We start from the raw sequence: 19,365 nt of genomic DNA, 5'->3' as shown, positions 1-19,365 counted from the left end.
GTCCTAGCGATCCGATTCCACCGCACCCGATTCCATCGCACCCGGCTCCGCCGTGTCCGGGGGCCGGACCCGGGCAGTCAGGAACGCATCGGCCCAGCGGGCCTTCGGGTCGACGTCCACCAGCAGCAGTTTCGCCAGCAAGGTCAGCGGAATCGCCAGGATGGCGCCCAGCGCCCCGAGCAGCCACGCCCAGAACAGCAGCGCCAGGAACGTCACCGTGGTCGACAGGCCGACTGAGTCGCCGACGAACCGCGGCTGGATGAGCGTCTGCACCACGAAGTTCAGGACGCTGTAGACCACGACCACCCACACCGCCAGCTCCCAGCCGCTCTCCAACAGCGCCAGCAGGACCGGTGGGATCAGGCCGAGGACGAAGCCCACGTTCGGGATGTAGTTGGTGATGAACGACAGCAGCGCCCACAGCACCGGCAGCGGTATCCCCATGAGGGCCAGGGCCACGCCGTCCAGGACCGCCACGATGAGGCCGAAGACCGTCGACACGACGAGGTAGTTGCGGGTGCCGGAGGCGAAGCGGCCCAGCGCCGCCGCGACCTGCGGCCGGTCGGCCGCGACCGCCGCGATCCGGGCGCCCGCGGTGTTCGCGTCCACGCTGAGGAACAGCAGCAGGCACAGCAGGAACACGATGTTGGACGCCAGGCTGCTCACGCTGCTCAGCACCGTGCTCAGGATGCCGACCACCCGGCCCACGTCCAGGCTGTCGGCGACCCTGGACAGCTCCGCCGTGCCGACGCCGAACCGGGCCAGCTCGCCGACCGCCGAGTCGGCCAGGGCACCCGCGCGGTCGGCGTAGCGGGGCAGCTCGGTGGCCAGCTGCGCCACGGAGACGACCAGGACGACGACGAGGGACAGCAGGATCGCGTAGACGCAGACCACCAGCGCCGCGGCGGCCAGCCAGCCGGGCAGCCCCTTGCGGCGCAGCCAGGAGTGCAGCGGGCTGACCGCGATGACCAGGGTCAGGGCCAGGAACACCGGGCCGATCAGCCACGACATCGCCATGATCCCCGCGCCGGTGACCACCGCGGCGGCCGTCCCCAGCAACACCACCAGCCCTCGGGGCAGCACCATCGCCCGAGCGTAGGACCGGCCCGGCGGATCGGCCCGGCGGATCCGGTGTCGGGCGGGTGGTCCGGTGTGCCGCCGTGCGCGGGTGAAGGCGCGGTGGCCCTCACCCGCACACGACGGCACCGGTGGGTCAGCCCTGGGGCAGCAGGGACTGCATCTCGCGGATCTCGGCTTCCTGGGCGTCGATGATCCGCTGGGCCAGCTTCCTGGCCTCGGGGTCGGCGCCCTGGGCCAGTTCGGTCCCGGCCATCTCGACCGCGCCCCGGTGGTGGACGATCATCATCGACAACCACCGCCGGTCGAAGTCGGCGTCCTTGGCGGCCTTCAGGGCGGTCATGTCCTCGTCGGTCATCGCGCCGGGCATCGACGGGCCGTGGTCCGCGCCGGGCATGGAGTGCTCGCCGTCGGTGGGTGCGGTGGTGGGCTCGCCCCAGGCTTGCAGCCAGCCGGTCATGGTGGCGATCTCGGGGCCTTGGGCTTCGCGGATGCGCTCGGCCAAGTCCACGACCCCGGGGTTGGTGGTGCGGCCGTCGACCAGTTCGGCCATGGCCACTGCCTGGGAGTGGTGCGGGATCATCTGCCGGGCGAAGGCGGTGTCGGCGGCGTTGTGCCCGCCGGCGGCCTGGCCGGCGCCGGTGCCCGCGGTCGTGGTGCTCGTCGAGCCCGTGTCGTGCCCGCCGGTGTCGTGCCCGCCGGTGTCGCCGCCGCAGGCGGTGAGCACGGCAGCGGAGGTCAGGACGGCCAGCGCCGTCCCGACCAGGGTGGTCCTGGTCATGGTGATCGGTCCTCGCAGGTCCGGTGGTGTGGGTGTGCCGGGGTTGCGGCGCCGCGTCCCCGGTCCGGGGTCGGCGCCCGCCCCTCACAGCCGCAGCACGCGCAGCGAGGCCAGGCGGGTCGAGGTCGGGAGCGGTGGCGGAGGGCGCGGGTGGCCGGCGCCCGTCACCGCGGTGCGGGCGGGCGGCGCCGGTCCGCGTCGCGTGCGGCGCAGCAGCACCAGCAGCAGCCCGACGCCGGCGGCGGTGAGGACGGCCAGGCACAGGTGCGCCAGCAGGTCGTGCCCGCCGCCGTGATCGGGCGTCGACGGCATCGCCCCAGGACCGGGCGTCGACGGCATCGCCCCGGCCGGGCCGGGGCAGCAGTGCCGCTGCGCCGCCGCCTGCGTGTCGAGGGGCGCGGTGTCGGCCCGGGGGACGGCTGCCGCCGCGTGCCCCCCGGACGGGCCGTGGCCGTGGGTGAGACCGGACAGGTGGTGCATCCCCAGCACGCCCAGCACCAGGGCGCACAACAGCGCCCAGCGCACCAGCGCACCGCCACCCTCGACCCGCACGGGACCAACCTAGCCGCTCCCCCGCAGGACCGGCCCGCCACCGACGAGCCCGACTCGGGTGGCGGGGACCCGGGTGCCCCCACGACCCGCCCCGGACACCGCCGCCACCTCGGTCGACCGCCCCCGGGCACCGCCGACCGGCCCGGTCGGGGCAACCTCGGGGACATCCCCCGTCAAGCTAAAAGTTGTCACTCGCCAATCACACAGAGTATGGTCTAGACCTGCCGCCGCGTTGGGTGAACGTCCTGCCCAAGCGGTTAACGCTGCTTCGGGTACGGGACCGCCTCCCAGCGAAGTCCCCGCCCCACCCGAAAAGGAGCTGACATGGCACTCCGCCGAAGGATCGCCGCGATGGCGGCCGGCGTGCTCGCCGCGCCGCTGCTGGTGGTCGCCCTGCCGACCGCACCGGCCTTCGCGCACGGTTACGTGTCTTCCCCGCCGAGCAGGCAGGCCCAGTGCGCCAAGGGCACCGTCGCCTGCGGTAGCATCAAGTACGAGCCGCAGAGCGTGGAGGGCCCGAAGGGCCTGCGGACCTGCAACGGCGGCAACGCCGGGTTCGCCGACCTGAACAACGACAGCAAGGGCTGGCAGGTCACCAACGTCGGCAGGACGGTGACGTTCAACTGGGTGTTCACGGCCCGGCACCGCACCGCCAACTACGAGTACTACGTCGGCGGCCAGCGGGTCGGCTTCGTGGACGGCAAGATGCAGCAGCCGGGCGCGACCGCGTCGCACACCATCAACCTCGGCAGCGTGAGCGGCAAGCAGAAGGTGCTCGCGATCTGGAACATCGGTGACACGTCCAACGCGTTCTACGCGTGCATCGACGTGAACGTGAGCTGATCACCACCCGGACACCGGCGGGGGCGTGCCAGCCTGTAGGCACGCCCCCGCCTCCGTCCGACGCCTCCGCCCGACGCCTCCGCCCGGGTCCGCGGTCAGCTGGTGAAGCCGCCGTCCACGTGCACCTGCGTGCCGGTCACGTAGGCGGCCTCGGCGGAGGCCAGGAACGCCACCGCGGCGGCCACCTCCTCGGCCTCGCCGTACCGGCCGAGGGCCGTGAAGCCGCGGATCACGTCCGCCATCGGGTTGTCCGCCGGGTTCAGGTCGGTGTCGGTGGCGCCGGGGCTCACCAGGTTCACGGTGATGCCGCGCGGCCCCAGCTCCCGCCCCAGCGCCTTGGTCAGGCCCACCAGCGCCGCCTTGCTCGCCGAGTACAGCGAGTACCCCGGGAACACCGCCCGCTCGGCGACGTTGCTGCCGATGCTGATGACCCGCCCGCCCTCGCCCAGGTGCGGCAGCGCCGCCCGGACGGCCACCCACGGCCCCCGCACGTTCACGTCGAACGTCCGGTCGAAGTCCGCCACGGCCAGCTCCCCCACCGGGCCGGTGATGAAGGCGGCGGCGTTGTTCACCAGGACGTCCAGCCGCCCCAGCGCCCCGACCGCCTCCTCCACCGCCGCGGCGACGGCCCCGGCGTCCCCGCTGTCGGCCCGGATGGCCACCACCCGGCGCCCGAGCGCCTTCACCCGCTCCACGACGTCGTCCGCGTTGTCCCGGTAGGTCACCGCGACGTCCGCGCCGCCCCGCGCGAGCCGCAGCGCCACCGCCGCGCCGATCCCCCGACTACCGCCCGTCACCAGTGCGACCTTGCCCTCGAAGTCCATGGCACCGATCGTGGGCGACCGGGCGGCGGGAGTCCGGCGGCAATCGGACGTCGCGCCGGCCGGGCGCGGTGACCGGTAAATCACGTTGCGGGCCGGCCCGGGCAGCGCATAGGTTCGGGTCACACGAGGAAGGAGGTGGTCCGAAGTTGTATAGCTACAGGACTCGTCGTGAGGTGGCTGTCCGCTAGGACCGGCCTTTCCCAGGTGGTCTGGGCGAATACCAGGCAGCCACCCGGCCCCCGTGACCCCGAGCCCAGTCCAGCTCGGCCCGCACCCCGGTGCGGGAAGTGGTCAGGGGGCCGTTTCACGTTCCCAGGTGCTCACGCACCGTGCGCAGGTCGGCCAGGAACCCCGCGTAAGCCTCGTCCCGGTCGGGGGCGCGCAGCACGGACGACGGGTGCACGGTGCTGACGACCCGGTAGCCGTCGGCCTGCTCCAGCAGCCCCCGGCGCTCGGTGACCTTGTAGGCGGGGCCCAGCACGGCCTTGGCGGCCGTCGCGCCCAGGCAGACGACCAGCTCGGGGCGCACCTCGGCCAGCTCCGCGTGCAGCCACGGCAGGCAGGCGACGACCTCGCCGCGGGCCGGTGACTTGTGGATGCGCCGCTTGCCGCGCTCGGCCGGCACGAACTTGAAGTGCTTCACCGCGTTGGTGAGGTAGGCGCCCTCGGCCGGCAGGTCGGCCTCGGCCAGCGCCCGGCGCAGCAGCCTGCCCGCCGGGCCGACGAACGGCTCGCCCTCGCGGTCCTCGACGTCGCCGGGCTGCTCGCCGACGAGCAGCAGGCGGGCGTCGGGCGGGCCCGACCCGAACACGGTCTGCGTCGCCGGCTCGTACAGGTCGCACCCGCGGCAGTCGCGCGCGGCACGGCGCAGCGCCGCCAGGTCCGCGCCTTCCGGCACGAACGGGGCGGCGCTGCGCTTGGCCGCGGCCACGGTCAGTCGTTGGAGCGGAAGGCGTCCTTGACCTTCTCACCGGCCTGCTTGAGCGAACCCTTGGCCCGGTCCGCCTTGCCCTCCGCCTGCCACTGCTCGTTGTCGGTGGCGTCGCCGAGGGTCTCCTTGGCGCGCCCCTTGAACTCCTCGGCCTTGTTGCTGACCTTGTCGTCGGCACCCATTGGCGATCCTTTCCTCGACATCACGTCGCACCAGGCATACCCGTCCGGGCGATCGGGAAACCCGCCGTCGTGACCAGTCGGATCATCGCCCTCGCCCTGGACAGCCCCGCCGACAACGCCGACCTGCGCGCGTTCTGGTGCGCGGCGCTGGGCTACCGGGTGTCGCGGACCTGGCGCGACGCGGCGGGCGTCGAGTACGCCGAGCTGACCGGCGACGGCCCGATGCTGCTGCTGCAGCCCGTGGCCGAGCCGAAGCGGGTGAAGAACCGGCTGCACCTCGACCTCGCGGCCGACGGCGACCGGGACGCCGAGGTCACCCGGCTGGTGGGGCTGGGCGCGCGGGTGGTCGACCACGACCCGCGGTGGCCGTGGGTCGTCCTGGCCGACCCCGCGGGCAACGAGTTCTGCGTCCTGCCGCCCCGCTGAGACCCTCCGGTTTCTCCCGGCGCCACCACCTCTACTACGGTGATCGTCTACGCGGTTGAAAAGCCAGCCGCAAGCCACCCGGCGCCCAGCCACTTGGGCACCAGGGTCAGCGTCAGCTGAGGGCTTGCCGGAGCTGGCACCGCCTGCCCTCGCACGCGCCGCTGACCCGGTTTCGACGTGCGAGAGGAGCCCGACCGTGGTCGGGGACGACGGACTGGACGAAACGCTTGCCGCGCGGATCGCCAGCCTTGAGGCAGAGGTGATGGGACTGCGCAAGGCGGTGCAGACCCGCACCGTCATCGGACAGGCCACCGGCCTGATCGCGGCCGTGCAGGGCTGCACGCCCCAGCAGGGCTTCCAGCTGCTGGTCGCCATGTCGCAGCACCACAACGTCAAGCTGCACACGATCGCCGTGAAGCTGCTCGACCTCGCGGCCGAGCTGGGACCGCGCCAAGCCGTGCGCGCGGTGCACCTGTCGGCCGAGCCCGCCGGCCGGGTGGGCGGCGTCGACTGGCCCGGGGTGGACGTGGTGCACGCGGCCCGGCAGCTCGTGGCGGCCTACGACGCCGCGAACACGTCCGGCGACGAGCAGCCCGAGGTGCGAAGACAGCTCGCCGACCAGGTGACCCTGGCCGGTCAGCTGCTGGCGGAGAAGCTGACCGAGGTCGGCTGGCTGCCGGACAGCTGAACGACCGCGAAGGACTCGGCGGGCAGGCGGACCGCCTGCCCGACCACCTGCACGTCGCCCTCCCCCGGGCCGGTCGACGCGAGCAGCACCTCGCCGCCCGCCCCGAGCGGGACCTCCGCGGCGGCGGCGCCCAGGTTGCACACCACCCGCAGCCCGCCCCGGTGCAGCACGAGCACCCCGTCCCCGGCGGTCACCCGGAAGCGGTCCAGCCGCGGGTCGGCCAGCTCCGGCCGGGACCGGCGCAGCGCGATCAGCGACCGGTACAGCTCCAGCACCCGGCGGTGCTCCCCCGCCGAGGGCTCGGACCAGTCCAGGGTGGACCGCTCGACCGTCGCCGGGTCCACCGGGTCGGGCACCTCCGACTCGCCCCAGCCGTGCCGGGCGAACTCCCGCCGCCGGCCGGTGCGCACCGCCTCGGCCAGCTCCGGGTCCGGGAACGAGGCGAAGAACTGCCACGGCGTGCTCGCCGCCCACTCCTCGCCCATGAACACCATCGGCGTGTACGGGGAGCAGAACACGATCGCCGCGCCCACCGCGAGCCGGCCGAACGGCACCGACGCCGACAGCCGGTCGCCGGTCGCCCGGTTGCCGACCTGGTCGTGGTTCTGCAGGTAGGCCAGGAACCGGTAGCCCGGCAGGCGCCGGTCCACCGGCCGGCCGTGGCGGCGGCGCCGGAACGACGACCACGTGCCGGTGTGCAGGAACACCTCCCGCAGGGTCCGCGCGAGCTGCCCCTCGAAGTCCGGGTAGTAGCCCGTGGTCTCCCCGGTCAGCGCCACGTGCAGCGCGTGGTGCAGGTCGTCGGCCCACTGCGCGGCCAGGCCGTACCCGCCCGCCTCCCGCGCGGTGACCAGCCGGGCGTCGTTGAGGTCGGACTCGGCGATCAGCGTCAGCGGCCGGCCCAGCGCCGCCGACAGCGCGTCGACCTCCTCGGCCAGCTCCTCCAGCAGGTGCACGGCGCTGTGGTCCACCAGGGCGTGCACCGCGTCCAGGCGCAGCCCGTCCACGTGGAAGTCGCGCAGCCAGCCCAGCGCGTTGTCGACCACGTACCGGCGGACCTCGTCGGAGTCCGCGCCGTCCAGGTTCAGCCCCGGGCCCCAGTCGTTGCTGCCCGCGAAGTACGGCCCGAAGCGGTCCAGGTAGGCGCCTGACGGGCCCAGGTGGTTGTAGACCACGTCCAGCAGCACGGCCAGGCCGCGCGCGTGGCAGGCGTCCACGAACCGCTTGAACCCGTCCGGCCCGCCGTAGGGCTCGTGCACCGCGCCCCACAGCACGCCGTCGTAGCCCCAGCCGGCGACCCCGTCGAAGGAGTTCACCGGCAGCACCTCGACGTGCGTGACGCCGAGGTCGACCAGGTGGTCCAGCCGCTCGACGGCGCCGTCGAACGTGCCCGCCGGGGTGAACGTGCCGACGTGCAGCTCGTAGATCACCGCGCCGGGCAGCGCCCGGCCCGTCCACGCCCGGTCGGTCCAGGCGAACGCCGAGTGGTCGTAGACGCGCGAGGGCCCGTGCACGCCGTGGGGCTGCCACAGCGACCGGGGGTCGGGCAGCGCGTCGCCGTCGAGCACGAACGCGTAGTCCACGCCCTCGGCGGGGCTGTGCCACCAGCCGCCCTCGCCCGCCGCCATCTCGTGGTCGTGCCCGTCGACCCGCACGGCGACCCGCTCGTGGTGGGGCGCCCACACCGAAAAGCTCACTGATCTCCTCGCACCAGCAGTGCCACCGGGTAGTGGTCCAACAGGTCGGCCACCCGCGCCGCCGCGGGCCGGGACGTGAGCACGTCGGTCCACTCCCCCGGCGGCAGCGGCAGCTGCGTGTCCCCCCAGCCACCGGCGGCGGCCAGGCCGACCGGCAGCCGCGTGGCCACCGCGACCAGGCCGGTGCGCTCGAACGCGACCAGGTGGTCCGCCGCCGGTCCCGCCGCGCGCAGCGGGCGGTAGCCGCGGAACAGCTCGGGCCTGCTGCGGCGCAGGCGCAGCGCCCGGTGCACCACCAGCAGCTTGGCCGCGCCCGAGTCGTCCACCGCGGGCAGCCAGCCGTCGGCGATGCGCTCCAGCAGCCGGCGGCGCACCTCGTAGTCCACCGGCCGCCGGTTGTCCGGGTCGACCAGCGACAGGTCCCACAGCTCGGTGCCCTGGTAGACGTCGGGCACGCCGGGCGCGGTGAGCTGGAGCAGCTTCTGGCCCAGCGCGTTGGACCAGCCGTGCGGCACGACGCGGGAGACGAACTCGGCCACGTCGCCCGCGACCGGGCCGTCGAGCACCTGCCCCGGCCACGCCGCGACGGCGGCCTCGAACTCCTCGTCGTGGTCGGTCCAGGTGGTGCGGACCTTGGCCTCCTTGGCGGCCTTGTCCAGGTAGGCCGCCATCCGCTCGGCGGTGACGGGCCACGCGCCGACCAGGGACTGCCACGCCAGCATGTTCAGCGCGGGCTCGTCGATGGCGTGCGCGGCCGTCCAGCGGCGCACCGCCGCGGCGAACTCGTCGGGCAGCTCCGCCAGGACCGCGAGCCGCGCCCGCACGTCCTCGGAGCGCTTGGTGTCGTGGGTGGACAGCGCGGTCATCGCCGCGGGCGAGCCCGCCTCCCGCGCGGCGGCCCGCGCGTGGAACTCGGCCACCGGCACGCCGAACCGGTCCGGCGCGCCGCCGACCTCGTTGAGCGCCACGAACCGGGTGTAGCGGTAGAAGGCGGTGTCCTCGGTGCCCTTGGCCACGACCATGCCGGAGGTCTGCTGGATGCGGGTGGCCAGCTCGCCGCGCGGGTCGGCGCGGACCTGCTCGTCCAGCGCCCGCGCGGCCGGGCCGCCCACCGCCGAGACCGCCGCGCGCCAGGAGTCCCAGCCCTCGGGCAGGTAGGACCGGTACACCGGGAACGCGGCCATGACGCGGGCCACGGCGTCCTCGGCCGCCGCCCGGTCGGGGTGGTCCACCAGGGCCGCGATCCGCCGCACCTCGGCCCGCAGGATGCCCCGCGCGACCAGGTCCCGGCACTCGTGCTCGACCTGCGCGAAGTCCGTGGCGACGCCCAGCTCCCGCGCCAGCGCGGTGATCGCGGGCTCGCCCGCCGGGTCGACGAACACCCCGCACACCTCGCGCAGCGCGTCGTAGCCCGTGGTGCCCTCCACCGGCCAGCTCGCGGGCAGCGCCTCGTCGGGCCCGAGGATCTTCTCCACCACCAGCCAGCAGCCGGCGCGCTCCTTGAGCCGCCGCACGTACCCGCCGGGGTCGGCCAGGCCGTCGGGGTGGTCCACCCGAAGCCCGGTCACCTCGCCCGCCGCGACCCACCGCAGGACCTCGGCGTGCGTCGCGTCGAACACCTCCGGGTCCTCCACGCGCACCGCGGCCAGCGTGGTGATGTCGAAGAACCGCCGGTAGTTCAGCTCCGAGTTGCCGCGCCGCCAGAACACCGACCGGTAGTGCTCGTGCTCCCGCTCCTCCTCGGGCGAGCCGGCGAAGGGCAGCAGCAGCGGCCCGGACGACCGGTCGACGTCGAAGTACTTCGCGTACGGGGACGCCTCGCCGCGCTGCAGGACGTCCCACCACCACGGGTTGGCCGGGCCGTCCTCGACCGCCATGTGGTTGGGCACGATGTCGAGCACCAGGCCCAGGCCGGCCCGCCGCAGCGCCTTGCCCAGCGACTGCCGGCCCGCCTCGCCGCCGAACTCCTCCCGCGCCCGCGTCGGGTCCACCACGTCGTAGCCGTGCGTGGAGCCGGGCGTCGCCTCCAGCAGCGGCGACGCGTAGAGCGCGCCGACGCCCAGCGCGTCCAGGTAGTCGACGACGGCCTCGGCGTCGGCGAAGGTGAAGTCGGGGGTGAACTGGATCCGGTAGGTCGAGGCGGGGGCGCTCATTCGACGCCCGTCCGCTGGAGCACGACCAGGGACCGCGCGGTCAGGGTGACCGTGCCGCCCGCCGGCACCGCCTCGCCCTGGTCGGGCTCGCACACCACGCCGGTCGCCGTGTCGATCACCGCCGTCCACTGCGGGCCGTAGCTCGCGTCGGGCAGGGTGACGTCGATGTCCTCGTGGTGGGCGTTGAACGCGACCAGGAACGAGTCGTCCAGCACGCGCATCCCCCGCTGGTCCAGGCTCGGGATGCCCTCGCCGTTGAGGAAGACCACGACGCAGCGGCCGAAGTCGTCCTCCCAGTTCTGCTCGGTCATCTCCTCGCCGGCCGGCGTGAACCACGCGATGTCGCGCAGCTCGTCGCCCTTGCGGATCGGCTTGCCCTGGAAGAACCGGCGGCGGCGCAGCACCGGGTGGCGGCGCCGGAAGTCGGTCAGCGCGCCGGTGAACTCCACCAGGTCCCGGTTCTTCTCCAGCAGCGTCCAGTCCACCCAGGACAGCTCGTTGTCCTGGCAGTAGGCGTTGTTGTTGCCCTGCTGGGTGCGGCCCAGCTCGTCGCCGTGCAGGAGCATCGGCACGCCCTGCGACAGCAGCAGCGTGGCCAGCAGGTTGCGCCGCTGGCGGGCCCGCAGCTCGTTGACCTCCGGGTCGTCGGTCGGGCCCTCGACGCCGCAGTTCCACGACCGGTTGTCGTCCGCGCCGTCGCGGCCGTCCTCGCCGTTGGCGTCGTTGTGCTTGTCGTTGTAGGACACCAGGTCGTTGAGCGTGAAGCCGTCGTGCGCGGTGACGAAGTTGACCGACGCGTAGGGCCGGCGGCCGTCGTTCTGGTACAGGTCGGACGAGCCGGTGATGCGGGAGGCGAACTCGCCCAGCGTGGCGGGCTCGCCGCGCCAGAAGTCGCGCACGGTGTCGCGGTACTTGCCGTTCCACTCCGTCCACAGCGGGGGGAAGTTGCCCACCTGGTAGCCGCCGGGCCCGACGTCCCACGGCTCGGCGATCAGCTTCACCTGGCTGACCACCGGGTCCTGCTGCACCAGGTCGAAGAACGTCGACAGCCGGTCCACGTCGTAGAACTCGCGGGCCAGCGTCGCGGCCAGGTCGAAGCGGAAGCCGTCGACCCGCATCTCGGTCACCCAGTACCGCAGCGAGTCCATGATGAGCTGGAGGGTGTGCGGGCTGCGCACGTTGAGCGAGTTCCCGGTGCCGGTGTAGTCCATGTAGAACTTCGGCTCGTCCTCGACCAGCCGGTAGTAAGCCTGGTTGTCGATGCCGCGCATGGACAGCGTCGGCCCGAGGTGGTTGCCCTCGGCGGTGTGGTTGTAGACCACGTCGAGGATGACCTCGATGCCCGCCTCGTGCAGGGCCCGCACCATGCCCTTGAACTCCTGCACCTGGTTGGCCGGCTCCGGCAGCGCGGCGTAGCCGTCGTGCGGGGCGAAGAAGCCGATGGTGTTGTAGCCCCAGTAGTTGCGCAGGTCCTTCTCGACCAGGCCGTGGTCGGTGATGAACTGGTGCACCGGCATCAGCTCGACCGCCGTCACGCCCAGCGACTTGAGGTGGTCGATCACCGCCGGGTGGGCCAGGCCCGCGTACGTGCCGCGCAGGCTCTTGGGCACCTCGGGGTGCTGCATGGTCAGGCCGCGCACGTGGGTCTCGTAGATGACCGACTCGTTGTACGGGGTCTTGGGCGGTCGGTCGTTGGCCCAGTCGAAGTACGGGTTGACCACGACCGACAGCGGCACGTGGCCCGCCGAGTCCTCGTCGTTGCGCTCGTCGGGCGCGCCGAACCGGTAGCCGAACAGCGACTCGTGCCAGTCCAGGCCGCCGGTGATCGCCTTGGCGTACGGGTCGATCAGCAGCTTGTTCGGGTTGCACCGCAGGCCCTGGTCCGGGTCGTGCGGTCCGTGCACGCGGTAGCCGTACTTCTGACCGGGGCTGATGCCCAGCAGGTAACCGTGGTGGACGAAGCCGTCCACCTCTGGCAGGCGCACCCTGGTCTCGGCGCCGTCGTCGTCGAACAGGCACAGCTCGACGTACTCGGCGACTTCCGAGAACAGGGCGAAGTTGGTGCCCACGCCGTCGTAGCTCGCGCCGAGCGGGTAGGGCGTTCCGGGCCAGGGCCGCACAGGTGCTCCTCGAGGAGAAAGGGGAACAGGAGGACCCTCCCGTTGCAGATCATGCTCTCCGGGTCTGCGACCGGACGATCTGGCCGCGCGCGGCGACCAGCAGCAGTCGGGCCTCCTGGAGCTCGCCGTAGCGCAGGTGCTCGGCGGCGGCCTCGGCGCAGGCCACGGCCTGCCCCAGGGCGCCGTCGGCGACCGGCGCGGCGCGGCGCAGGGCCTCCAGGAGGGATTCCTCGGCCCGCCGGGCGCCCGACGAGGGGTCCGACAGGGGGTCGGCCAGGGGATCGGCGAGGTTCGACGGGCGCACCGCGGCCAGCACGCGTTCCACGGCCAGCTCCAGCACGTCGGCGGAACTCGGCGGGGCGACCTGCTCAGGCACCAGCCCGGTGGGGGAAGCCAGCTCGGTCTTCACGGGGGAATGCCACCTCCAACCATGACGCGGGTGACTGCAAGACGATACTCCGCACCACCGGGGTGCGCGTGACGGGAACGTTTCGGCTCAACGGTTCCGCCCCTGCGCGAGGGCGGCGGCCACCCGGCGGACCCGGGCGTCGGCGAACAGCTCCGCCAACCGCACCGGCAGCGGGATTCGCCAGTTCGGGTACTCGTCGACGGTGCCCGGCAGGTTCGGCTGGCGGGTCTCGCCCAGCGCGTCCTGCGGGGAGGTCAGCAGCAGCACGGACGGAGCCCTCGCCAGCAGCGCGTGCAGCGCGGTAACCAGGTCATCGGCAGCCAACCCCTCCTGCTCCACCAACCCGGTCAATTCTTCGCGTTCGCGCCGGGCAGCGAGGTATTCCCCGTTCGGGTCGTCTTCAAACAGCCCCAGTTCAGCCCGCACCCGAACGTGTTCGGCGGCCAGGAACCCGGCCGCGGTCGGCAGGTCGTGGGTGGAGACGCTGGCCATCGCCGACTCCGTCCACTCCCGCGGCGGCACCAGCGGGTGACCGGGCGCGTCGTAGTCGCGCTGGAACCACAGCACCGCCGAGCTGAGCATCCCGTGCGCGTGCAGCGCCTCGGTGACCTTCGGCTCGACCGTCCCGAGGTCCTCCCCCACCACGACCGCGCCCGCCCGGTGCGCCTCCAGGGTCAGCACGGCCAGCATCGCGTCGTCGTCGTAGCGGACGTAGGTGCCGCGCTTGGGCGACTCGCCCGGCGGGATCCACCACAGCCGCCACAGCCCGGCGACGTGGTCCACGCGGATGCCGTCGGCGTGGGCCAGCACGCTCCGGATGACCGCGCGGAACGGCTCGTAGCCCTGCTCGGCCAGCCGGTCGGGCCGCCACGGCGGCAGGCCCCAGTCCTGGCCCTGCCGGCTGAACGCGTCCGGCGGGGCGCCGACCCGGACGTCGGGCGCGAACGCGTCGCGCACGGCCCAGGTGTCCGCGCCGCCGGGGTGCACGCCCACCGGCAGGTCGTGGACGACGCCCACGGGCATGGCACCGGCGGCCCGGCGCGCGTCGGCCAGCTGCCGCTCGCACAGGCGCTGGAGCCAGGCGTGGAAGGCGACGCGCCCGGGGTCGGCGGTCGCGGTGGCCGGGTCCTGCTGAGCCTCGGGCCAGGTGCGCCAGTCCGGGCCGTGCTCCTCGGCCAGCGCGCAGAACCGGGCGAAGTCCCGCAGCTCGCCGGTCGGCTCGGCGGTGTCGCCGGCGGCGCGCCAGAGCAGTTCGAGCGCGGCCTTCTTGGCCGTCCACACCGCGTCGTAGTCGATCAGCTCGGTGTCGTTGTCCGGGCGCAGCGCGTCGACCGCCGCCCTGGTGGCCTCGTCGGCGTCCCGGTAGGCGGGGACGTCCTGCACCCGCAGGTACAGCGGGTTGGCGAAGCGGCGGCTGGCGGGCGAGTAGGGCGACCGCTCCACCGGGACGGTCGGGCTGACCGCCTGCACCGGGTTGACCAGCAGCACGCCCGCGCCCAGCTCGTCGGCGCTGCGCCGGGCGAGCGCGGCCAGGTCGGCGAAGTCGCCCATGCCCCACGACTCGTCCGACCGCACCGCGTAGAGCTGGACCATCCAGCCCCAGGTCTTCGGCGGCGGCGGCAGCCTGCGGGGCGCGACGACCACCGTGCGGTCGCCCAGGCGGTGGTAGCCCAGGGGCAGCGCGGCGGGCAGGGCGACCTCGCCGCCGTCCTCCAGCGCGACCGTGCCGGGGCCGGCGAGCACCTCGCCCTCGCGCAGGACCACGGTCCGCGGCTCGGGCCGGGGCGCGGCCAGGGCCCGCCGCACGGCCTCCGGTGTCGAGGCGTCCACGTCCAGTTCGGCCAGCACGGCCACCACCACGTCGGGGTCGACGTCCACCCGGCGCTGACCGGAGTCCTCGTAGTGGGTGGCCACGCCGTGCGCTTCGGCCAGTGCGGCCAAGTCCTCGTCCACGTGGGACAGCTTCGCCGCACCGGGGCCGCGGAGGCCAGGCGGGGTGGTGGTGGTCACCCGATGGTTGCAGGTGGCCCGTCGTGGGTACCGGCCCCGGCCCGGCCGGCGATCACCGCCGCCCCGTCGACCCCCGGACCACCAGGTGCGCAGGTGGCGGCCGGTCCTCCGCGCCCTCGTCGCGCGGCTCGTCGCGCAGCCGGGCCAGCAGCCGGGCGGCGGCGTGCCCGCCGCGCTCGCGCCCCGCGCCCTCCACGGCCGTGATGCCCACCGCCCGCGCCAGCTCGGGGCCGTCCAGGCTGACGATCGACACGTCCTCGGGCACGCCCCGGCCGTCGCGGCGCAGCCGCAGGAACACCCCGAGCGCGACCTCGCCGCTGGAGCAGATGACCGCGGTCGGCAGCCGGTCGCCGTCCAGCAGCACCTCGGCCACCTGCTCGCCGCCGGGGACGGTCGGCGACGACCACAGCGTCCACTCCGGACGCACGGCGAGCCCTTCGGCGACCAGCAGCTCGTCGTGGTCCTCGTCGAGGTCCTCGGTCAGCGCCAGGGCGACCTCGCGGTGGCCCAGCTCCAGCACGTGCCCGGCGGCCAGGCGCAGCGCGTCGCGCAGGTCGCCGGCGGGCAGCGCGACCACCGGCAGGCCCGACTCGCCCAGCGCGGCGCGCTCGGCGCCGGTCAGGTCCACCGACAGGACCAGGACGCCGTCGACCCGGCGCGCCAGCGGCGGCAGCTCCTCGAAGAACCGGGCGCGCGCTTCGCCGTCGCGCAGCACGTAGAGCAGCACGTCGTAGCCGGCCGCCCGCAGCGCGCCCTCCGCGCCGGAGAGCTGGTCGCCGCGCCCGACCTCGGCGGTCAGCACCGCGACGGCGTACCTGCGACCGCCCGCCAGGCTGGAGGCGTCGCGGGCGATCGCGTAGCGCATCCGCTTCGCGACCTCGGTGACGTACCGGCGGGTCGCCTCGGACACCCCCGGCTCACCCCGCAGCGCGCGCGACACCGTCGCGGCGGACACCCCGGCGGCCCGCGCGACATCGGACATGCTGGTCAACTCACACCTCCCGGCCTGACACGAGGGTAGCCAGGGCCGTCCGGCGACCCCGGCGCGAAGGGCTCCGGGGCGGGTTCCGGCGGGGAGAGGGCTCTGCCCCGGAACCGGGAGGAATAGCACCGAGCCGCACCCCGGAAAGGGGTTGAGCGGTCGTCGGAAATGCCACCGGACCCGTTTCGCCGACGATTCTCCAGTGCCGCCTGACTTGTTTCCCGGAGGGTTTTCCCGGGTCGACCGCCCAGTGCCCCGGAGCGAGGGAGAGCACCGCGTCCGACTGGCCGGCGCCGGTCGGCAGAACTGTGATTATCGGCGTGTCCACGCCATTGGCCGCGCATTCCGCGATCCGTGTCCGAGCCCTTTGCGGAAAGCCGCGCGGGCGGGGGTCAGCCGGTACCCGCCGCTCGGGCGCCCGTTCGAGGCGGACCCCACGCATGGCGGTGGGCCCGCGACCCTGTCTCGACAGGGTCGCGGGCCCACCGCGGATGACTCCGGACGACGGCCACCGGGCGCGTCCCCCGACGTCGGAGGAGAGGTGGTGTCAGAGCGAGATGCCCCGCTCGGCCAGCCACGGCAGCGGGTCGACCTTCTGCGACCCGCCGAGCCACACCTCGAAGTGCAGGTGCGGTCCGGTGGACTGGCCGCGGTTGCCCATGGTCGCGATCTGCTCGCCGGCGGCCACCTGCTGGCCCTGGGACACCAGGATCTCGTTGACGTGCCCGTAGACGGTGATCGTGCCGTCGTTGTGCTGCACCCGGACCCACAGCCCGAACCCGCTGGCCGGACCGGCCTCGACCACGACGCCGTCCATCGCGGACAGGATCGGCGTGCCGATGGAGTTCGCGATGTCGACGCCGTAGTGGGACGTGCCCCACCGCGCGCCGAAGCCCGAGGTGAACGTGCCCTCGGCCGGCTTGGCGACGCTGACCCGGGGTGCGGCGGCGCGGGGGGCCACCGGGGCGGCCGGCGCGGCCGGGGCGGCCGGGGTGGCGGCCGGGGTGGCGGCCTGGGCGGTGGTCTGCGGAGCGGGCTGGCCGGCAGCCGCCTGCTCGGCCGCGACCCGCGCCTTCTCCGCCTCGGCGGCGGCGACCCGGGCCTTCTCGGCCTCTTCGGCTTCCTTCTGGCGCTGCAGCTCGGCCTGGCGGGCGGTGTAGCCCTCGGCGGCGTGCTTGATGGCCTGGTCGACGTGCCGGCGCGCGTAGAGCCCTTCGGACCGCATGAGCTTCGCGGCCTCGAGGCCCGGCTCGACGACGTGCCTGGTCTGGACGTCCTGCTCCGGGGCCTGCTCCTGGGCCTGCTCCGTCGGGGAGGCCACCAGCGCGGCGGCGAGGTCCGTGCCGGCCGCGAGCGGGGTGATCTGGGTGTCGCCCGGGACGGTGCTGACACCGACACCGGCGGCCAGCGTCCCGAACGCGACGACGGCCGCGATCTTTCCGGTGAGCAGCATCCGTTCTTCTTCGGTGCGGTGCGAACCGCGCTTGCCGGTGGTCCTCGGGGACGTGGTGAACACGCTTCGACCACGGGCGATGAAGTGCCGTGACAAGGGGGTGCCTTCCTGCATCGGGGAGCCCGGTCAGGACCTCCGGCGGGGGATCCGGGTGGCGAGGCTTTCGGGGAGCGACGCCGTGTCCTTTTGGTGACCGAACCGTGACATGCGGCGGGGAACGTAACCCGATGTCACGAACAAAGGCAACCCACACCTCGGCCACTAGCCTGATTTGGTGAGGTACCCCACTGATCGCTACGCTGAGTGTCCGAATACTTCTCAGCTTCACGTTCCACCGTTATAAACCGCAGGTCAGACGGCACGCTTCGAGACCTTGAAACCACCCCTCGGACAAGGTCAAACGCCCCTGCGCGACCGCTCCATTACTCCAAGTGGCGCATGTGATGGAGCACCGGGTGTCGCATCCCTCAGGCCCGGGAACGGCCCCGAACCGATCACAAAGCATTGATCACAAGCACTGATCACAAAGCCCACCACACCACCCATCGAACCCACCACGCCCCCCGCACTGATCACAAGGCGCTCGTGATCTTCCGGCCTTCGGCACGCCCCGTGCAGCCCGGTGCTCTCGTGTTCTCCCCGTATGGCCTACCCGGAGGGCTACCATGCTTTTCCTGGGGGTGCAAGCACGCTTTTCGCTTGCACCCCCAGGAAAAGCATGGTCGTCTTTGACAGGCCATGCGGGGAGAACACGACCGCTGTTTCTTTTCCTTCTCCTTGGCGGTCTGCCTGTCCGGCGAGGACTCTTTTAATCTTTTCAGCCTTGGGCGGTACAGCACCAAATCTTACCCGGATCGGTGCGCGACCTAAGTATGAAGAGCGGCCGAGAGGCCCCCAAGGAGGAGGGAAGTGCGTCGTGTTCTCCCCGTACGGCCTGCCGGAGGCAATCATCTTTGTCGGGGGGTGTCAAGCGAAGAGCGTGCTTGACACCCCCCGACAAAGATGATTGGGCTGCGCCCAGGCCGTACGGGGAGAACACGAGGCACACGGCTGCGCTGAAGCGCCGCCGCGCGGAGCGCGGCCTGAGGCGAGAGCTGAGCGCAGCCCGAGGTTAGAACTGAGCGCTGCCCCGCGGGGCGCTGTCCATGCCGGCGGCGGCGGTCAGGGCGGCGGGTTGTAGGAGCGGGTGATCGCGGCAGCCCGGTTGTACAAGGAGGTTCGCAACCACTGCGGCGACAAGGCTTCCGCGTCGGCGGCGAGCTGCCACAGCGCCCACTCGGCGTGCCGCGGGTCCTGGAAGGTCACCTCCAGCCGCAGCCGGCCGTCCGCCTCGGCCTGCTCGGCGTGCACGGCGAGCGCGGTGCCCACCAGGTCCTCCCGCCGTGCCGGGGCCACCAGCGCCACCACGGCGACCTGGTCGCCGCCGGTCCGGAAGCGGGTGCCGCGTTCCCGCCAGGTCCGGCCCAGGTCGACGCGGTCCGGTCGCCGCGCGGGTTCGTCGAGCTCCTCGGCGGCCAGCACCCGGGACAGCCGGTAGGTGCGGTCCGCGCCGGACCTCGTGGCCAGCAGGTAGCCCTGGCCGCGCACGGTGACCAGGCCGATCGGGTCCACCGTGCGCCACCGCGGGGCCTGGTCCACCGCCGCGTAGCGGATGCGCAGCCGGTGCCCGGCGAGCACCGCGCGCCGGACCTCGGCCGCGGTGGCGTCGGGCAGCTCCTCGGTGGCGACGCGGCGGGAGAGCAGGTCGGTGTCCGGGTCGACGAGCACCCGCTCGGCCACACCGGCCGCCGCGCCGCGGTGGCTCTCGGGCAGCGCGTCGACCACCTTGAGCATGGCCGAGGCGAGCGCCGAGCCGAGGCCGAACGCCTGCGCGCCGCGCCGCGACCCGGCGATCAGCAGGGCCAGGGCCTCGTCGTGGTTCAGCCCGGTCAGCTCCGCCCGAAAACCGGGGAGCAGCGCGAAACCGCCGTACCGGCCGCGTTCGGCGTGGACCGGGACGCCGGCCGCGGACAGGGCCTCGATGTCGCGCAGCACGGTGCGGGTGGAGACCTCCAGCTCGCGGGCCAGCGTGGCGGCGGACAGCCGGCCCCGGTGGCGCAGCAGCAGCACCAGCGAGACCAGCCGGTCGGCGCGCACGCGGAGAACCCTACCGAATACACGACACAGGGTGTCGTGATTCGTTGGGAGGCTTCCGGTGCGACACCGGGGGTGGACGGTTGCCGAGCCGGTGGGCGCAC

The 19,365-nt window shown here is 73.5% G+C and carries 17 protein-coding genes; 3 read left to right on the top strand and 14 right to left on the bottom strand.

Annotation, left to right across the window (positions count from 1 at the left end; all coding sequences use genetic code 11):
- Positions 1–3: 3 nt before the first annotated feature.
- The 3 genes from JOE68_RS24975 to JOE68_RS24965 form a co-directional block, all read right to left on the bottom strand.
- The gene (locus JOE68_RS24975; protein ID WP_204844695.1) at positions 4–1,086 is read right to left on the bottom strand and encodes an AI-2E family transporter; all 1,083 of its coding nucleotides are present in this window, start codon (positions 1,084–1,086) and stop codon (positions 4–6) included.
- A 127-nt stretch (positions 1,087–1,213) separates the two neighbouring features.
- Positions 1,214–1,858, bottom strand: a complete 645-nt coding sequence (locus tag JOE68_RS24970) for a DUF305 domain-containing protein (protein ID WP_204844694.1) — start codon at positions 1,856–1,858, stop codon at positions 1,214–1,216.
- Between the two features lie 84 nt (positions 1,859–1,942).
- Positions 1,943–2,410: a hypothetical protein gene (locus JOE68_RS24965; protein WP_204844693.1), complete on the bottom strand. Its 468-nt coding sequence runs from the start codon at positions 2,408–2,410 to the stop codon at positions 1,943–1,945.
- A 324-nt stretch (positions 2,411–2,734) separates the two neighbouring features.
- Between JOE68_RS24965 and JOE68_RS24960 the strand changes: the two genes are divergently transcribed.
- Positions 2,735–3,253, top strand: coding sequence for a lytic polysaccharide monooxygenase auxiliary activity family 9 protein (locus JOE68_RS24960; protein ID WP_204844692.1), 519 nt, complete (start codon positions 2,735–2,737; stop codon positions 3,251–3,253).
- A gap of 95 nt (positions 3,254–3,348) precedes the next feature.
- On the opposite strand, the gene JOE68_RS24955 is transcribed toward JOE68_RS24960, so the two are convergent.
- From JOE68_RS24955 to JOE68_RS24945, 3 genes are all read right to left on the bottom strand, one after another.
- Positions 3,349–4,077, bottom strand: coding sequence for an SDR family NAD(P)-dependent oxidoreductase (locus JOE68_RS24955; RefSeq protein WP_204844691.1), 729 nt, complete (start codon positions 4,075–4,077; stop codon positions 3,349–3,351).
- Positions 4,078–4,381: 304 nt separating this feature from the next.
- On the bottom strand, positions 4,382–5,014 hold the full coding sequence (locus tag JOE68_RS24950) for a UdgX family uracil-DNA binding protein (protein WP_372443370.1): 633 nt from the start codon (positions 5,012–5,014) through the stop codon (positions 4,382–4,384).
- A complete protein-coding gene (locus JOE68_RS24945; protein ID WP_204844689.1) occupies positions 5,011–5,190 on the bottom strand; it encodes a CsbD family protein in 180 nt (59 codons plus the stop codon). The genes JOE68_RS24950 and JOE68_RS24945 overlap by 4 nt, the downstream gene beginning before the upstream one ends.
- 69 nt (positions 5,191–5,259) lie before the next feature.
- Here JOE68_RS24945 and JOE68_RS24940 point away from each other — a divergent pair, with 69 nt between their 5' ends.
- Complete coding sequence (locus JOE68_RS24940) at positions 5,260–5,616, top strand: VOC family protein (protein WP_204844688.1); 357 nt, start codon at positions 5,260–5,262, stop codon at positions 5,614–5,616.
- A gap of 262 nt (positions 5,617–5,878) precedes the next feature.
- Positions 5,879–6,304: an ANTAR domain-containing protein gene (locus tag JOE68_RS24935; RefSeq protein WP_239562344.1), complete on the top strand. Its 426-nt coding sequence runs from the start codon at positions 5,879–5,881 to the stop codon at positions 6,302–6,304.
- On the opposite strand, the gene treZ is transcribed toward JOE68_RS24935, so the two are convergent.
- The 8 genes from treZ to JOE68_RS24895 all read right to left on the bottom strand — a co-directional run bounded on the left by treZ (position 6,253) and on the right by JOE68_RS24895 (position 19,264).
- A complete protein-coding gene (treZ, locus tag JOE68_RS24930) occupies positions 6,253–8,001 on the bottom strand; it encodes a malto-oligosyltrehalose trehalohydrolase (RefSeq protein ID WP_204844686.1) in 1,749 nt (582 codons plus the stop codon). The two genes, JOE68_RS24935 and treZ, sit on opposite strands and share 52 nt — an antisense overlap.
- On the bottom strand, positions 7,998–10,154 hold the full coding sequence (gene treY, locus JOE68_RS24925) for a malto-oligosyltrehalose synthase (RefSeq protein WP_204844685.1): 2,157 nt from the start codon (positions 10,152–10,154) through the stop codon (positions 7,998–8,000). Before treY ends, treZ begins: the two co-directional genes overlap by 4 nt.
- Complete coding sequence (gene glgX / locus JOE68_RS24920; protein ID WP_204844684.1) at positions 10,151–12,274, bottom strand: glycogen debranching protein GlgX; 2,124 nt, start codon at positions 12,272–12,274, stop codon at positions 10,151–10,153. Before glgX ends, treY begins: the two co-directional genes overlap by 4 nt.
- Positions 12,275–12,323: 49 nt before the next feature.
- Positions 12,324–12,683 carry a hypothetical protein gene (locus JOE68_RS24915; protein ID WP_204844683.1) on the bottom strand — a complete coding sequence of 120 codons (360 nt, stop codon included), beginning with the start codon at positions 12,681–12,683 and terminating at the stop codon, positions 12,324–12,326.
- Between the two features lie 87 nt (positions 12,684–12,770).
- Positions 12,771–14,636 (bottom strand): 4-alpha-glucanotransferase, encoded by a 1,866-nt coding sequence (locus tag JOE68_RS24910; protein WP_204844682.1) that lies wholly within the window; start codon positions 14,634–14,636, stop codon positions 12,771–12,773.
- 109 nt (positions 14,637–14,745) lie between these two features.
- Positions 14,746–15,675 carry a LacI family DNA-binding transcriptional regulator gene (locus tag JOE68_RS24905; protein ID WP_204844681.1) on the bottom strand — a complete coding sequence of 310 codons (930 nt, stop codon included), beginning with the start codon at positions 15,673–15,675 and terminating at the stop codon, positions 14,746–14,748.
- Positions 15,676–16,222: 547 nt separating this feature from the next.
- Positions 16,223–17,128, bottom strand: coding sequence for a M23 family metallopeptidase (locus JOE68_RS24900; RefSeq protein WP_239562343.1), 906 nt, complete (start codon positions 17,126–17,128; stop codon positions 16,223–16,225).
- A 1,161-nt stretch (positions 17,129–18,289) separates the two neighbouring features.
- Positions 18,290–19,264 (bottom strand): helix-turn-helix transcriptional regulator, encoded by a 975-nt coding sequence (locus JOE68_RS24895; RefSeq protein WP_204844679.1) that lies wholly within the window; start codon positions 19,262–19,264, stop codon positions 18,290–18,292.
- Between the last annotated feature and the right edge of the window lie 101 nt (positions 19,265–19,365).

Source organism: Saccharothrix algeriensis, assembly GCF_016907655.1.
GTDB lineage: Bacteria > Actinomycetota > Actinomycetes > Mycobacteriales > Pseudonocardiaceae > Actinosynnema > Actinosynnema algeriense.
The sequence above is the reverse complement of the archived record's forward strand: the minus strand, read 5'-3'. Positions and strand labels throughout refer to the sequence as shown.

Bases quoted from the DNA above. Each gene is read 5' to 3' on its own strand.
- JOE68_RS24960 (WP_204844692.1), top strand. From the start codon at position 2,735: ATGGCACTCCGCCGAAGGATCGCCGCGATGGCGGCCGGCGTGCTCGCC.
- JOE68_RS24970 (WP_204844694.1), bottom strand. From the start codon at position 1,858: ATGACCAGGACCACCCTGGTCGGGACGGCGCTGGCCGTCCTGACCTCC.
- JOE68_RS24975 (WP_204844695.1), bottom strand. From the start codon at position 1,086: ATGGTGCTGCCCCGAGGGCTGGTGGTGTTGCTGGGGACGGCCGCCGCG.
- JOE68_RS24955 (WP_204844691.1), bottom strand. From the start codon at position 4,077: ATGGACTTCGAGGGCAAGGTCGCACTGGTGACGGGCGGTAGTCGGGGG.
- JOE68_RS24935 (WP_239562344.1), top strand. From the start codon at position 5,879: ATGGGACTGCGCAAGGCGGTGCAGACCCGCACCGTCATCGGACAGGCC.
- treY (WP_204844685.1), bottom strand. From the start codon at position 10,154: ATGAGCGCCCCCGCCTCGACCTACCGGATCCAGTTCACCCCCGACTTC.
- JOE68_RS24945 (WP_204844689.1), bottom strand. From the start codon at position 5,190: ATGGGTGCCGACGACAAGGTCAGCAACAAGGCCGAGGAGTTCAAGGGG.
- JOE68_RS24900 (WP_239562343.1), bottom strand. From the start codon at position 17,128: ATGCTGCTCACCGGAAAGATCGCGGCCGTCGTCGCGTTCGGGACGCTG.
- JOE68_RS24905 (WP_204844681.1), bottom strand. From the start codon at position 15,675: ATGTCCGATGTCGCGCGGGCCGCCGGGGTGTCCGCCGCGACGGTGTCG.